The sequence below is a fragment of the Halocella sp. SP3-1 genome (assembly GCF_003953885.1).
Taxonomy (GTDB): Bacteria; Bacillota; Halanaerobiia; order Halanaerobiales; family DTU029; genus Iocasia; species Iocasia fonsfrigidae.
Map to the genome: position 1 here is coordinate 3,558,312 of NZ_CP032760.1, position 15,580 is coordinate 3,573,891.

The window sequence follows — 15,580 nt, forward strand, 5'->3', positions numbered from 1 at the left end:
TCTTTATCTAACATACATAACACCTTCTCCCTTTTCTTTTTTGCAATGTTTGATTAACACGTAATAGATACACATATAAATAATTCTGTTAAGCATTTGCATTGCTCTTTGTTCAAGTATCTTTTCCCATATTTCAATGGTTTTCCATGTTAGCCACGACTTGAATAATTCCCTCTTAGACACAAACCAACAATTAGAGTAGACACGTTGATAATAGATTCTAATCACTCCTTCATCTTCTTAGTCAGTAACAGCTACCTTAGCCAGCTCTGCTCTATCCCTTTCCTCTATCTGCCTCACAGTTTCCTTGACTATCCGTTCTATTTCATGCCTGGGCAAATTGCTATCTCTATCCAGCTTATCCACAATATTGCTGATTTTTTTCATAGTTTTTCTCCTTTCTATAATCTGCTGATATTCCTCGAATTCTTCGTGAGTCATATCGTTTTCAAATATGTCATTGGCAGGGTTGTAAAATAAGTCATCGCCATACCGTTCATAGTCGTATATATTCATATTAACCCCTTTCTAGTAAATACTCGTCTACCTCTGCCTCTATCATGTTCATGCAATTATCACAGATGGGTTTATTTTGCCATCTACCGCAATACTTGCATTGATATTCGTCTGTATAAGGGTCATACTTAGCTCGCCTGTATCTTTGCCTTGGCATTATAATCACTCTCCGTTAGTTGAAGTTTAATGTCGTCTACCAGTGCATCTATAACACTAGCAGAACAAAGACTATCTTCCAGCTTGTCCGCTATAATGTTGACATTTACACCCTCTGTTCTGGCTATGTATAATGCAATATCATTAATACCATCAGCTAGTAATTCTCTTTTTTCATCAGATAGAATCAGATTAGCTTGCATTTTCTCTCATACCTCCTCCTAAGATGAATTCAATTAAGTCATATTTGTTGACCAACCATTTGCCATGTAACTTTGTTGCTGGCAACTCTCCGCTATTAAGAATTTCATATATTTTGTTATGCCCCACATCAATTATTGACCTAGCTTGTTTAGGTGGCATTACAAAGGGCAGTTTGTCCAGCAACTCTTTAATACTGTCTTTCTGGGCTATCTCTAATGGGGTCATGTTATTTCTCCTTTCTATTATTTGACAATATGTAAATGCCTTTTCTTTTGTAATCTTGCTGTTTTGCCTGTTTCTGGGTCTAACAAATATTCATTTCCGTTATCATCCGTCTGCATAGAATACATTTTTATTCCATTCTTAGCAGCAAACTCTTCCATGATAGAAGGTTTGCCTCTCATTCTTCTTAAATCGCTCACACAAGACATCATTTCTACACTAAACTCTAATATTTCATCGTTTTGATATTCCCATAGAAAATTTAATATTTCTTCTCCTATTGGCTCACCTTGCTCTAGAGTTTGAATATAATCCCTAGTGTAAAAATAATCTTTTGCACCATATTTATGACCGTCATAATCTTTTTCAATAGGGAAAACATTCATAAATTCTTTAGGGGTTAATGTACCCATTAAATCTTTTGTAATGTCAATAAATTCAAATCTTCTTTCTAATTCTCCCGGCAAGTTGTATTCTTTTTTTATCTTGTTGTTTATCGCTTTGACTCCATATAGTACAAGTTTTTTAGTAATCGAAATTATATCTTCGTCTTTGCATTTATCCCGGTCGAAACCTTCTAATGTTTTGTTATAAGCGTTTAAGTATAGTTCATATTTACTTGACATTTAATCACCCTTTCTTGATGGTTATCAACTAACTTCCTTCAAGTCCATGTTTTTAAATTTATTAACAAAATATATTTGGCCTTTCCCTGTAACTTTAGTTGTTTTAGATATTTTAACGGTTCCATCACCACGTGAGATTGATGTTTCTTTAATCTCAAACAATCCTAAATCCATTGACTTTTGGGTGGGAGTATTGTAATCTGTGCCTTCTTTTTTTATAAGATAACCATTATCTCTCAACCAAGAAAACAGTCTGTTTTGACCAGTGTCTATTCCGTTTTGCTTTAATATTTTAGCTAGTTCCCTAACTAAAATAGAAGTGTCGGAAGCTGATACTGAATCAGCAAATATAACTTTAGGTTGGTTTTGCTCAATTTTTTCTTCTAACTTAGTAATTTTGTTATCAGCCATCTTTAAGGCTCTAGCCATAAATACCTCTGGGCTATTCCATTTCTTTTCAAGTTCAATAAAATATCTTCTAGCAGCTTTTCCTTTTGGGGTTTTCTGCAACATTGATAATTCTTTAGCCATTTCTATTGTAATTTCATAATCAATAGCGTTATGACAGGCCCCGTTAGATGCCCGAATTTTTATTCGGAGTTCTCTAAAATCTTGATTTTCTTCAAACCCATACCCCTTATACTTGTTAAACCATTTCGGAAACTCTGTATAAGGCTCGTCTAAAAACTCCCACAATTCTCTAGCGCTTACTGTCTGCCTATCGCCCTTGTAATTGACATTAATCAAATTATTCATGTAGCCACTTCCTTTTTAATTTTTTTAAAAAATAGTTCAAATTACCTAAAGGAATTTCAAAAGATTAACTTAACTATAATATATGTTCTTTCTTGTTAACTTTAGGCGCAAAAAAAACATTTTCAATTTCCATGTTAAAATAGTCTGCCATCTTTTTAGCTTCTATTAAAGAAAAATGCGATTCGCCTGCTTCTTTACGTTGATAGGTTATAGGATTAATATCTAACAATTTAGCCATGTCAATTTGAGTAATACTAAATTCAGCTCTTAATGCTTTAATTTTGTTTGAGTTAACTTCAAATTTGTTTTGTTTTACCGACATATAGTCACCCCCCCTTAAGCATTTTTTAAAGTCCACTATATTTTTGTTTGTTTCGTGCTAAAGCGCCAGAGGCTATATTCGGCAGAATCGCGGCCACAACAGCCAAAAATATAATAGAATCCATATTTTGTTTTCAAGGTTCTGTTTTTCTCTTTTGTTAACTTGAATTTATTGTACTACACTATTGTGAACTTGTCAAGTGTTTTTTTTAGTATTTTTTATTTTTTTGTTAAAAGTATTTTCTTTATAATGAAAATACTATATAATAATTTTAGGAGGTCAACAAAATGAAGTCATTCGCTAAGCGATTAAGAAATTTAAGAAAAGAGAATAATAAAACTTTAGAAGACGTAGCTAAGGCAATCAATGTAACCAAATCTACACTATCCATGTATGAAAATAATAAAAGGAAACCTCAATCGGATATTTTGAATAATTTGGCTGATTATTTTAATTGTTCAATTGATTATCTTATGTGCAAGACAGATAAACGACACGGTCTAGATAAAGAAACCTTACCGCCAGTTATCCAGGAACTGATTAAAGAGTTTCAAATACAAGACATAGAAGCCTTATCTTATGCTAAAGAAAAAGGATTATCTGCAAAAGATATTAAGGCTATTGTTGATACTTTTGAACAGTTACGACCTATTTTGACAAAGAAAGACAAATAAATATAAAGGACTTTTGTACTAACGCCACGAACTATTGTACTAAGTCCTATAATTTTTTCTTAAATTACCGAACATAAGTTTGTAGAAAGGAGATGTAGTTTATTGTTACACATCAAAATTGTTGAGATGAAAAAGGAGATTGTGACTATTTACCTAGAGGATTGCGTTATAATATTGTTGAATCAAAGATTAAACTACGAAGAAAGAATGAGGGCTATTAATAAAATTAATGAGGGGGATAAAAATGGCCAATTACAGAGTCACAGAATCGGGTAATCTTGAATATTTTTTGTATGTTGGCAAAGACCCAAAAACAGGCAGGTATAAAAAAATATCGAAAACTTTTCCGAATACTCGCAACGGTAAGAAAGAAGCCGAGTTGTGGGTAGCCGAAAAAACTATTGATGTTAATAATGGTATACCTGTCAATCCTAAAAAATATAAATTAAAGGATTATCTTAGACAGTGGTTAGCTGATTATGCAGAGGTCAATCTCTCCCCTACTACAACAGACGGTTATAGGACAATTATAGAAACTCATATAATACCAGCATTAGGGGAATTGAAATTGACCGAAATACAACCTCAGCATATACAGACTTATCAATCGGACAAGCTCAAACACGGTAATAAAAAGACGGGCAAGGGGTTGTCTAACACTACTGTCTTACAACATCATAGAGTACTTTCTAAAGCCCTCAAACAGGCTGTATTATTAAGGTTAATACCCAATAATCCCTGCCAACCTGTTCCTGCACCACGCAAAAAACGTAAAGAAATAGGTGTTCTTAATACTTCACAAATCAATCAATTACTTAATATGGCTTGCGACAAAGATGTATATTATTTTATTGTACTAGCTGTATATACTGGTATGAGAAGAAGCGAAATATTGCCTTTAAGATGGAAAGATATAGATTTCAATAGAAAAAAATTATATGTAAGAAGGGCATTAGTTAGAAAAAAGGGGGAGGGGGCTGTTATTAAAGATATCCCCAAAAACAATAGTTCTAGACGAACTATAGATATATCCGATACCGTAGTTAATACTTTCAAAAAACTTAATGCATTGCAGAACAAATGTAAATTAACATACGGGGATAGTTATAATTATGAAGATGGGGATCTGATATTCTGCAATGATGATGGTACTAGATTGTCCCCTGATACTCCTACCCATCAAATGCAGAGACTTGTAGAAGGTACCGAATTAGAAGGTTATACGCCTCATATGCTTAGGCATACTCACGCTACCCTTATGCTGGAGAATGGAACAGCCATAAAAGTAGTTCAAGAAAGATTGGGGCATAGTACTAGTAGGACTACAAATGATATTTATGTGCACGCTACCGAAACAATGCAAAAAGAGGCAGCGGACATGTTTGACAGCATAATAAAATAGGGCTACTTTTTTAGAAAAAAAGATTTTATAGCAGGATTATAGCAGGATTGGCACTTTTGGGTATTAAAAAAGAGCGGTGTAAAAACCGCTCTCGTTCCTGTCATATCATGGTGCCGAAGGTGGGGGTCGAACCCACACGGGCGATAAAGCCCACTGGATTTTGAATCCAGCGCGTCTGCCAATTCCACCACTTCGGCATGTTGTTTAACACTTATATATATTAACATAATTACTGTTAAAAAGCAAGATTATAACAGGGAAATTATATTCATTTTTTAAGAAGTAATTCCCCTGTTATATTATTTTTATAGTTATAGTACTAACACTCTTTACCCACCATTAAGAAATAAAATCAGAGTTTAAAACTTCCAGTACCAGTCGCTGCACTACTTCAATCTGTGCATAGGATTTAATTTTCTCCCAGTCACCACTTAGTAAACTCCTGGTAATATCCAACGGAAGTCCGGTCTGAATGGCAATTGCTTCAGAAAGCCTGTCCCTGCTCAATGATTCTAACTGATCCCAGTCTGTTGACATAATTGCCTCTACTTCTCCAATACTAAGTCCCTGGTTAATTAACTGATCTTTGACTGCTGTTCTAACTTTTGGTCTTAAAAACTCCAGGTTTCCATTAGATATCTCTTCTACCTCATCAGTATTTATAACACCATTAGTAATAGCACTAATCTCTGCTGCCAGGTCCTCCTGGGTAACCATACCATAGGCCTTAACATATTTTACATTATCATTATGATCAGCAATTACAAAAACCTTATCTGTTTCCAGTATTTCCTCTAAAGGTATGTTTCTGTTATTACGTGCTACCAGGATATCATCACTATAATCATATATTTCCCGCTGTCCATCCAGGAAATTAATAGATACCTTCTGGGAAGTAGGATAAACATCAGTTAAATAACCTGTGCCAGCAGAGAGATTGGCCATCTTACTGAGACATTTAGCAGCTTCTGCCCTGCTTGTATTCTCTTTTGGTGAAAAATGCTTTCCATCTGTTCCTTGGACTAACTGTAATTTTTCTGCTATTTTAATATAATCACTTGCCCAATAATCATTTGATATATCATCAAAGGGCTGATATTGCTCAAGGTTGATTAAAACCTGCTTATCTGTTACTCCAAGTGCTTTTATCATAATTGTCACCATCTCTGCCCTGGTGATAGGCGCATCAGGCCGGAAGGTTTCATCAGGATAACCAGTAATAATTCCATCCCTGATCAGGGCATTAATTAAGTTATGTTCTGGATATCCTGCCAGGTCTTTTAAATGTGTATTATTATCTGGCAAAAGACTTAACTGCCTGGCCAGAGATACAGCAAATTCCCCCCTGCTAATATTTTGATCTGGTTTAAAGGTCCCATCTGTATAGGTTTCCATCACTTCATTATTCACTAGATTAAGTATATAGTCCTGGGCCCAGTGATTAGAAATGTCAACTGGTTCAGCTGCTAAGACTGTCTGTAGTGAAAATACTATAATAAGAATTAATGCCAGCTGTTTTAAATGTTTAAACATTTTTAATCTCCTTTCATTTTCTTTTAGAATAGAATATTATGGTATATTAATTATTTTTTTTACAATTATACTAGCTATCTACAAATATATCATAAATATCTTTAAAATACTATAAAAGCAGCCATGTAATATCTGGAAGGAATCCAGTAGAATTACTGCTAAATCCCCCTTGTCAAAAAATTAATAATGTGCTATAATCCCATATTTGACAGTTGAAAAAGCAAAAAGCCGTATAAACCTTATAAATAAAAGGTTTCTTACGGCTTTCTTTATGTAAAAAAGTGCGTATTTTTTTAATTTTTTGTGTCTCTAATTATTTTTTTAATTTTTTTGTTAGTGATAATCTGATAGTCTGTTCTAAAACCAAAAATCTCATGTAAATTATCAGTAAAATTATTTCTGGTATAAGCAGGGATATAGCCTTCGCCTCTGGCTTCTAGAAAATTCATGTTTTTCAAATTTCGGATGATTGTTGGACAAGTAAATTCACTGTTCAGTCGTTTTTCAAGAAGTCGGTAAATCAACAATGAAATAAAACAGGTTATAAAATGAGCTTCAATGCGTTCATCTTTACTTAAGTAAACCGGTCTTGCTTTGAATTCCGTTTTTATAATTCGGAAACATTCTTCGATTTGCCAACGACCTTTGTTGACCTTTATAATCTCTGAAATATTAGCCTCTAAGTTGGTACAAATACCATAAAATCCATCGTATATCTTTTCCTTATCAATTACATCCGTGTTGATATGATAGATTTTTTTGTTGGCGATTTCGCCGTCATCTGTACAAGTCGTTGTTTTAATAAAACGGCGATAATCGTTTTGGCTTGCTTTACCTATTTTGGATGGATTGGAATCAATTTTCTTTTGAGCCCGTAAAATTTGTTCCTGTCGGATACGTCGCTGATAATTACGATATTTAAAACTAAAAGTAACAATCATTTTTTGCTCTAAGCCATTTTCTTTAATCCACCGTTCTTTATAAAAGACTTTAGAAAGCCAACGTTCTTTTTTATGGTTGTCCTTTATAGCGTTAATTTTTTCTTCCAATTCAGAAAGGTTATACAATTTTTGGCTATCTGATAAAGACCAACCCCTTGGGTTAAGGGCCCACTCTTTAAGGTGTTTCCTTAATTTTTTAACCGATTGAGTTGTGATAAAGGCACGATTACCAATATCATTAAAGCGTCGATTATTATAGGAGGCAAGACCAGCATCCGTACAAACAACAAACTTTGATAATTTAAAATCATCAATGATTTTTTTCTCTAGAGGTTTTAAAGTTGTTTGTTCATTGGTATTTCCTTTGTGAATAGAAAAGGCAAGAGGAATACCATCTCCATCCATGAAAAGGCCCATTTGTACAATGGGATTAGGACGGTGTTCCTTTGAAACTCCATACTGTTTCAATCCTTCTTCCTGCTCAATTTCAAAAAAGTAATTGGTACAATCATAGTAAAGAATACCTGTATTACGTTTGGAAACTTTTAAGCTGTTTTTATATAGAGTGCTTTGAATAAAATTAGACTCTTTTGCCAAAATATCAAGAGCTCGATAAACGTGTTGAAGATCAAAGTTTGGTGGCTCAATAAAAGTAGCTGCCTGACGATGCGTTGTTAACTTAGATGAGGGAAATAAAATACGTCCATAAACCAGTCGAGATAAGATATTATTAAGATCAAACGTAAATTTATATTTATTAGATAATCTATCACAAAGTTTATCAAGAGCAAGTTCATAATATATTTTTTGAAGAAAGAGATAACCACCATTAAAAACCCGTTGTTGGTCTTTTTTGATTTTTTTAACAGGAGAATATTTAACAATAACTTTCTGTTTTTTCTGCCGTTCTTTTTCATTCAATTCCTTAATATATTCTTTTGCCCATTGGATAGGGTCTTCTCCGTTTAACTTCTCTAATAACTCATCATATGTACCAAGTTTCTCTACAATTTTGGTTGTGCGTTTTCCTCTTACGTTTATATCCTTAATGACATAGAGAGAAGACGCATTTTTGGATTTACTAATATTCAATCGCATAAAAATTCCCCCTTATCCTTATATCATACCACATTACGGTAAATTACGCAATAGAAAAGTGGAAAATTTGACATAAAAATAAGCCTATATCAAGGCTTTCGGAGATTTTTATCTTATGCAACTGTCAAAAACCCGTATGGTATATTAATTATTTTTTTTACAATTATACTAGCTATCTACAAATATATCATAAATATCTTTAAAATACTATAAAAGCAGCCATGTAATATCTGGAAGGAATCCAGTAGAATTACTGCTAAATCCCCCTTGTCAAAAAATTAATAATGTGCTATAATTAAAACAATTAAATAAGATACTTATGCGGACATAGCTCAGTTGGTAGAGCGTCGGCTTCCCAAGCCGAAGGTCGCGGGTTCGAATCCCGTTGTCCGCTCCATTTTTACCAGGAGGTGAGATGAGTTTAGCTGAGGAGAGTATTATCAGATGTTTATTTACTGTTAGACAGTAAGTATCAGGTTAGTTGAGATGAGAAGAGTTTTCTGGAAAAATTATAGGTATATAATTTTATTTCCTCTGAAATATTTGAGGAAGATTCTATAATTATATTACTCGATTATCTCAAACCTTACTTACTTATAGTAAGGTTTTTTTAATGGCTAGGAAATTATGTGCTTTCACATATTGTGGATAATTTCTGCCATCAAGAAATTTACATTTGAAGTAAGATGGTAAAGCAATTTTGTTCTTTTTAACAATTAATTAAACAGGAGGTATTAGTAATTATGGCTTTAGACGAAAAGAGTATGGTTGATGGATTTTTTGGTGAATTTGGCGGCAGATATGTTCCTGAACCATTAATACCGGTGATGGATGAATTAAAGGATGCTTTTTATAAATATAAGGATGACCCGGATTTTAAAAAAGAACTCGCCTATTATAACAAAGAATATATCGGTAGGGCTAATCCACTCTATTTTGCAGAAAAACTCAGTCAGAAATATGCTGCTAAAATTTACCTCAAACGTGAAGACCTGAATCATACAGGTGCACATAAGATTAATAATACTATCGGTCAGGCATTACTGGCCAAACGAATGGGGAAAAACCGTATTATCGCAGAGACAGGTGCTGGCCAGCATGGTGTTGCTACCGCAACAGCCTGTGCCCTAATGGATATGGAATGTATTATCTATATGGGAGAAATCGATACCAAAAGACAGGCCCTGAATGTTTTTCGTATGGAACTACTGGGAGCTACCGTTATCCCGGTGGAAACAGGGGGAAGAACCCTGAAAGACGCTGTTGATGAGGCCTTAAAAGATTTAATAGAGAACTACAATGATACCTTTTATATGTTAGGCTCTGCTGTAGGCCCAGACCCCTATCCTACTATTGTCCGTGAATTTCAGTCTATCATTGGCAAAGAGGCCAGGGAACAGATCCTGGAAAAAGAAGGGAGACTACCTGATTATCTGGTAGCCTGTGTAGGTGGAGGTAGTAATGCTATAGGTCTATTTCACCCTTTTGTCAATGATAAAGAAGTTGAGATTATTGGTGTTGAACCAGGTGGTAAAGGTAACAAACCTGGTGAAAATGCAGCATCACTTAATTTTGGAAACAAGGGAATTATTCACGGCTTTAAATGTTTCCTACTGGAAGATGATAATGGTGAAATCTCATCTACCTATTCGATTGCTGCCGGTCTTGACTATCCCGGTGTTGGTCCTGAACACAGCTATCTTAAGGACTCTGGTAGGGCTAGATATGCTCTGGCCTATGATGAAGATGCCCTGGCTGCTTTCCATGAACTGTCAGAAACAGAAGGAATCATCCCTGCACTGGAAAGCTCACATGCCATTGCCTATGGACTCAAACTGGCCTCAGAGCTTAATGAAGATAAAATAATTATTATTAACCTATCAGGCCGTGGTGATAAAGATGTTCAGCAGATTGCAGAATTAGAAAAATAGAGAAATATAAAATCTTAATATTTGATTAAAGACAGCCCTCAGGCTGTCTTTTTTCTTTTTGATGATAATTCTACTAAGTATAGCTGTACACAGGTATTTATAAAAAAACTTTTTCGGCATTTTATCCCTATAAAGCTTGTTATATCAATCCTCATAGCCATTTTTCATTATAATTTTCGGGCTATTGACAAATCACTAAAACATGACATATACTTAACATGTAATTTGTGATTTATAATTATTTGAGGAGAGTGATTTATATGTCTAACTATTCAAAAGAAGATGTTTTAGCACTGGCTAAAGAAAATGATGTAAAATTCATCAGAATGCAGTTCACTGATATTCTGGGAATTGTAAAAAACGTAGCCATAACTGTTGATCAATTAGAAGATGCCCTGGATAACAAAATTATGTTTGATGGTTCTTCTATCGACGGATTCACCAGGATACAGGAATCTGATATGTATCTAAGACCTGATTATAATACCTTTACTATTTTTCCCTGGCGTCCCAAAGAAGGTGGTAGTGTTGCCCGTCTAATCTGTGATGTTTACACACCAGAAGGCAAACCATTTGAGGGTGATCCCAGAAATGTATTGAAAAAAGTCTTAGCCGAAGCAGAGGAAATGGGATTCAGTATGAATGTCGGTCCAGAACCTGAATTCTTCCTTTTCAAGAGTGATGAAGACGGCAGTCCAACCATTATCCCTCATGATGAAGGAGGATATTTTGACCTAGCACCAAATGACTTAGGTAGTGATGCACGCCGTAGTATTGTTCTAGCTCTGGAGGAAATGGGTTTTGATGTTGAGGCTTCACACCATGAAGTTGCCCCTGGTCAGCATGAGATTGATTTCAAATACAAAGATGCCCTATCAACTGCTGATAATATTAGTACTTTTAAGTTTGTAACCAAATCTATTGCTCATCAACACGGAATACATGCTACTTTTATGCCCAAACCAATTTTTGGAGAAAACGGCTCTGGAATGCATGTACATCAATCCCTTTATAAAGATGGAGAAAATGCCTTCTATGATGAGAGTGATGAGCTGGGTTTAAGTAAGACAGCCTATTACTATATTGGCGGTCTCCTCAAACATGCTAAAGCAATTACTGCCATAACTAATCCCAGTATAAACTCCTATAAGAGATTAGTACCTGGTTATGAAGCACCTGTCTATATTGCCTGGTCAAGTGCTAATCGTAGTGCATTGATAAGGATTCCAGCGGCACGTGGTAATGGAACCAGATTAGAGTTAAGAAATCCTGATCCAACTGCTAACCCTTATCTAGCTATTGCTGTTATGCTCAAGGCTGGTCTTGATGGTATTAAAAACAATATTGAACCACCCAAAGAAGTCTTAAGTAATATCTATGATATGACCTTAGCTGAAAAAGATGAGGCAGAAATTGAAAGTCTACCTGGTAGTATTAACGAGGCAATTGAGTTACTATTAGATGACGAAATAATTAAAGGGGCTTTAGGGGAACACGTCTTAACCCATTTTGTTGAAGCAAAACAGATTGAATGGGATGTTTATAGAACACAGGTACATCAATGGGAATTAGATCAGTATTTAACTAAATTTTAATTTAATCTTGAATAATAATCTTGCCTGGCAATTCTTTTTCTCCAATATTACACCATTACATCTATTTTGCCAGGCTAAACTAAGGCCAGGGACTCATCAACCCTGGCCATTTAATATTATAATATTATAATCCATGTATACAGGAATAATTAATATCAAAAGCATTTACTTTCAGCTTATATATGTTATCTTTAAAAATAACATTATATCTTCTTAAATCTTATCTTATTAGGAGGCATTAGTTTATGAAACGTGATAATACAGTTAAATCTGTCATCAAAGCCTTAAATATATTTAAACTACTGGTCGAAGAAGGAAAACCAATATCATTAAGCAGTATTAGTAAGAAAGCAGATATAAATATTAGTACAGTATACCGCTTATTAAATACATTAGTAAAATTGGGATATGTAAGGCAAAATGAGAAAGAACTTTACTGTCTAGGCCTGCATTCCTATGAAATTGCTGACCTTATAAATCAAAATTTTAATATTTGGGGACTTGTTAGACCCTATTTAAAAGAAATTGTAGATAAATGCAATGAAACCAGTAGTTTTGCAGTTCTAGAAGCCAATAAAATAGTCTATATTGACCAGATCGAATCTGAAAACATGGTTAAGGTCAGCACCTCTCTTAAAACCCAAAATCCTGCCTACTGTACAGGTTCTGGCAAAATCCTTTTGGCCTACTTAAATAATAAAATGTTGGAAAGATATATTGAAGATACTGATTTCATTAAATATACTGATTCAACAATAATTGACCCTCTTTCTCTTCAAAAAGAATTAAACAAAATAAAAAAACAGGGCTATGCCACTGAATTAGAGGAAAAAGAAAAAGGAGTCCACTCTGTGGCTGCTCCTATTTTTGGTATGAATAATAAGCCGTTTGGAGCTATCAGTATTTCTGGTCCAAGCAGCCGTATCACCCATAAGTATTTAACTGAAAAACTAATTCCCTTAATTATCTCCAACGCAAAGCAAATCTCTGCAGAACTACAAACAGTATAAATGCAATTTATTTACCCTCTTCCCCATGTTCTTTTTCAAACACAGATACAACACTTTCCCAGGCTCCCTTAATATGCTTTCTTGCTAGTTCTTTAGCCAGTTCACCGTTCCCAGCAGATATAGCTATGCCCAGTTCCTTATGATCATTTAAAGCCTTTTCCATCCTGCCCGGCTGACCTAAACTCCTAGCTCTAAAGCGTGTTATTTGTTCAAATAGGTTATCTAAAAACTTTTCCAACCATTTGTTTTTTGAGGCTTCTTTAATAAGTTTATGAAATGCTATGTCAATTTTAATACATCTCTTCAGATTATTTTCAGCTATACATTCCTTAATCTCATCCAGATATTCATTCATTTTTTCAATCTGTTTTTCTGTAATATGGCTGGCAGCTAAACAAGCAGCCAATCCCTCTAATTCCATCCTGACCTGGAATATATCATCCATCTCCTGTCTGGATTTTATACCGGCTACAAAAACACCCTGTTGAGGAATAATAACTATCAATTCCTCCAGCTCAAGCATACGAAAAGCCTCTCTTACTGGTGTACGACTTACATTTAATTGTTCAGCTAATTCTACCTCAGTAAGCCTCTCTCCCGGCAACAAATCACCTGTTAAAATCGCCTCCCGTAATACCTTATATACCTGTTTTCTTAAGGGTTCATAACTATAAGAATCTATAGCTGATAAATTTAAATCTGGCATTTCAATACACCTCTTTTTTAGATTATAGATTATCATTTAAATATTATATCATTAATCAAAAATATTATTAAGTCATATCAGAACATTTAATTTTATACCTTTACTGAAGCTAGACTTGCTTCAGTAAAGGTATAAAGTTTATCATTAATTTTTATTAAGCGGTTACAGTCCTTAACCATGTCTTTCTGAGTATTTCTTTAGCCTCTTCATCCAGAGCATCGGTCATATATGGGATACCGGTTTCACTGGCAACCTCCCTATTGGCAGCCATTAAATCAGATTGATTTAATTCACTAAGGTTAAATTTCCGAGCACCAGCCATAAACTGTTTTAGTCCAGCACTCAATTTATCAGCTAATGTGTACATTGCTACAGCACCATAAGGTATTTTTTGCATTTCATCTTGACCAACTATCTCTTCAACATCATACCAGCCGGCAAAAATGCTTTCAGGTGTGTCACCTAATTCACTAACTGTCTTTGGCAGGCTATCCCAGTTGCCATTTAGTGTTTCTTTTCTTTCAGGATGGAAAACCCCTTCAATATTTGAACCTACAAAACCAGGAATCATTGGTGCCCTTCCCATACATACCAGTTTAACATATGGGGCACCAAGGGCTAAAGCTTTAAACATATGGTCTTCCCTGGCAAATCCACCAGCAAAAGAAAGGTCTGGTACTTCTATACCCATTTTATCTAAAATATTGGCGTATTCTACCGCTTTAGCATGGAGTTGTAATGATGGCACACCCCAGTGTTCCATCATATTCCAGGGGCTCATACCTGTACCCCCACCAGCACCATCAATAGTCAATAAATCAAGTTTAGCATCAGCGGCAAAACGCAGGGCCATAGCCAGAGCCTTCATTCCATATGCACCAGTCTTTAAAGAGATACGTTTATATCCTAAGCCCCTCAGGTATTCTACCTGTTCCATAAACCCTTCCTGTAGTTCTTCAGTTGTAGCAGCATCTGTCCCCCCGAGACGACTGTGACGCGCAAAACTCTTAATCGCACCTGCTTTAAAAGCCTTTACATTAGACTCTTTCATTGGATCAGGGTCTACTACATAACCCCTCCTGGCAAGAAATTGGGCATATTCAAGGCTTTTAACCTGAATCTCACCACCTATATCTTTGGCACCCTGACCCCATTTGAGTTCTATTATTACATCATCACCATATTTATCAATTACATATTCGGCTACACCATTTCTGGTATCCTCTACATTTAATTGAACAAAAATAGCACCATACCCATCCCTGGTATATTGCTGATATACCTCAATTCTACGGTCTAATTCAGGAGCCTTAGTAATTTTACCATCTTTAAGCACTGCTTCTTTATCTACGCCCACAACATTTTCACCAATTACGATTGGAAATCCAGCCAGAGCAGCACCAATAGCGAATGAATCCCAGTATTTTGCTGCAATAAATGTAGAGCCTAAAGCACCTGTCATCATTGGAATCCTACTTTTAGTCTTTACATTATTACCAAAACTGGTTTCAATATCGACATTTGGAAAAATACAGTCATCTGCATTATCAGTTAAACCCTCTGCAAGTCCATGGGCTCCGTGGGCATATCCTTGTATCCGGAGAGTATGATAACCTACTCCACTGGCATCAATATTTGCACTACCAGAGGTGATTGTACCAAAATCCCTCGGATAGAGCATTTTTCTACCCACTAAAGAAGACATCCAGGTCTCACATTTTCCCTTGCAATCTGCTCTACATAATGTACAAAGACCAGATTCACAAGCATCTCCCCGGTTTACAGTACCGAGGGCATCATTTCTTTTTCTCCATTCTGACATCAGTAATCCTCTCCTTATTACATCATATTATTAATTTTGCTAATAGTATAAGGTTAATGTCAGGAA

15 protein-coding genes and 2 tRNA genes are annotated in these 15,580 nt (G+C 35.1%); 6 read left to right on the top strand and 11 right to left on the bottom strand.

The window, feature by feature from the left end; genetic code table 11:
- Window positions 1-240: 240 nt before the first annotated feature.
- The 6 genes from D7D81_RS17105 to D7D81_RS17130 all read right to left on the bottom strand — a co-directional run bounded on the left by D7D81_RS17105 (window position 241) and on the right by D7D81_RS17130 (window position 2,802).
- Complete coding sequence (locus tag D7D81_RS17105; RefSeq protein ID WP_125991239.1) at window positions 241-516, bottom strand: hypothetical protein; 276 nt, start codon at window positions 514-516, stop codon at window positions 241-243.
- A 128-nt stretch (window positions 517-644) separates the two neighbouring features.
- Complete coding sequence (locus D7D81_RS17110; protein ID WP_125991240.1) at window positions 645-875, bottom strand: hypothetical protein; 231 nt, start codon at window positions 873-875, stop codon at window positions 645-647.
- Window positions 865-1,101 carry a helix-turn-helix domain-containing protein gene (locus D7D81_RS17115; protein WP_125991241.1) on the bottom strand — a complete coding sequence of 79 codons (237 nt, stop codon included), beginning with the start codon at window positions 1,099-1,101 and terminating at the stop codon, window positions 865-867. The genes D7D81_RS17110 and D7D81_RS17115 overlap by 11 nt, the downstream gene beginning before the upstream one ends.
- Window positions 1,102-1,118: 17 nt before the next feature.
- Window positions 1,119-1,724, bottom strand: coding sequence for a phage infection protein (locus tag D7D81_RS17120; protein WP_125991242.1), 606 nt, complete (start codon window positions 1,722-1,724; stop codon window positions 1,119-1,121).
- Window positions 1,725-1,748: 24 nt separating this feature from the next.
- Window positions 1,749-2,480 (bottom strand): phage antirepressor KilAC domain-containing protein, encoded by a 732-nt coding sequence (locus tag D7D81_RS17125; protein WP_125991243.1) that lies wholly within the window; start codon window positions 2,478-2,480, stop codon window positions 1,749-1,751.
- 73 nt (window positions 2,481-2,553) lie between these two features.
- Window positions 2,554-2,802 carry a helix-turn-helix transcriptional regulator gene (locus D7D81_RS17130; RefSeq protein WP_125991244.1) on the bottom strand — a complete coding sequence of 83 codons (249 nt, stop codon included), beginning with the start codon at window positions 2,800-2,802 and terminating at the stop codon, window positions 2,554-2,556.
- 287 nt (window positions 2,803-3,089) lie between these two features.
- On the opposite strand from D7D81_RS17130, the gene D7D81_RS17135 reads away from it, so the two are divergent.
- Complete coding sequence (locus D7D81_RS17135; protein WP_125991245.1) at window positions 3,090-3,476, top strand: helix-turn-helix domain-containing protein; 387 nt, start codon at window positions 3,090-3,092, stop codon at window positions 3,474-3,476.
- 244 nt (window positions 3,477-3,720) lie between these two features.
- A complete protein-coding gene (locus D7D81_RS17140; protein WP_164522337.1) occupies window positions 3,721-4,878 on the top strand; it encodes a tyrosine-type recombinase/integrase in 1,158 nt (385 codons plus the stop codon).
- A 108-nt stretch (window positions 4,879-4,986) separates the two neighbouring features.
- Here the strand turns inward: D7D81_RS17140 and D7D81_RS17145 are convergent.
- From D7D81_RS17145 to D7D81_RS17155, 3 genes are all read right to left on the bottom strand, one after another.
- Window positions 4,987-5,075 (bottom strand) — tRNA-Leu (locus D7D81_RS17145).
- A 142-nt stretch (window positions 5,076-5,217) separates the two neighbouring features.
- Window positions 5,218-6,411, bottom strand: a complete 1,194-nt coding sequence (locus D7D81_RS17150) for an S-layer homology domain-containing protein (protein WP_125991247.1) — start codon at window positions 6,409-6,411, stop codon at window positions 5,218-5,220.
- 293 nt (window positions 6,412-6,704) lie between these two features.
- The gene (locus tag D7D81_RS17155) at window positions 6,705-8,450 is read right to left on the bottom strand and encodes an IS1634 family transposase (protein ID WP_125986259.1); all 1,746 of its coding nucleotides are present in this window, start codon (window positions 8,448-8,450) and stop codon (window positions 6,705-6,707) included.
- 321 nt (window positions 8,451-8,771) lie between these two features.
- On the opposite strand from D7D81_RS17155, the gene D7D81_RS17160 reads away from it, so the two are divergent.
- From D7D81_RS17160 to D7D81_RS17175, 4 genes are all read left to right on the top strand, one after another.
- Window positions 8,772-8,847 (top strand) — tRNA-Gly (locus D7D81_RS17160).
- A gap of 346 nt (window positions 8,848-9,193) precedes the next feature.
- Window positions 9,194-10,381, top strand: coding sequence for a tryptophan synthase subunit beta (gene trpB, locus D7D81_RS17165; RefSeq protein WP_125991248.1), 1,188 nt, complete (start codon window positions 9,194-9,196; stop codon window positions 10,379-10,381).
- Window positions 10,382-10,641: 260 nt separating this feature from the next.
- Window positions 10,642-11,976, top strand: coding sequence for a type I glutamate--ammonia ligase (gene glnA, locus D7D81_RS17170; protein ID WP_125991249.1), 1,335 nt, complete (start codon window positions 10,642-10,644; stop codon window positions 11,974-11,976).
- A 245-nt stretch (window positions 11,977-12,221) separates the two neighbouring features.
- Window positions 12,222-12,986 (top strand): IclR family transcriptional regulator, encoded by a 765-nt coding sequence (locus D7D81_RS17175; RefSeq protein ID WP_125991250.1) that lies wholly within the window; start codon window positions 12,222-12,224, stop codon window positions 12,984-12,986.
- Window positions 12,987-12,993: 7 nt separating this feature from the next.
- Here the strand turns inward: D7D81_RS17175 and D7D81_RS17180 are convergent, their stop codons facing one another.
- Both D7D81_RS17180 and D7D81_RS17185 read right to left on the bottom strand, forming a co-directional pair.
- Window positions 12,994-13,692 carry a GntR family transcriptional regulator gene (locus tag D7D81_RS17180; RefSeq protein ID WP_125991251.1) on the bottom strand — a complete coding sequence of 233 codons (699 nt, stop codon included), beginning with the start codon at window positions 13,690-13,692 and terminating at the stop codon, window positions 12,994-12,996.
- 154 nt (window positions 13,693-13,846) lie between these two features.
- Window positions 13,847-15,514 (bottom strand): glutamate synthase-related protein, encoded by a 1,668-nt coding sequence (locus D7D81_RS17185; protein ID WP_125991252.1) that lies wholly within the window; start codon window positions 15,512-15,514, stop codon window positions 13,847-13,849.
- Window positions 15,515-15,580 lie beyond the last annotated feature (66 nt).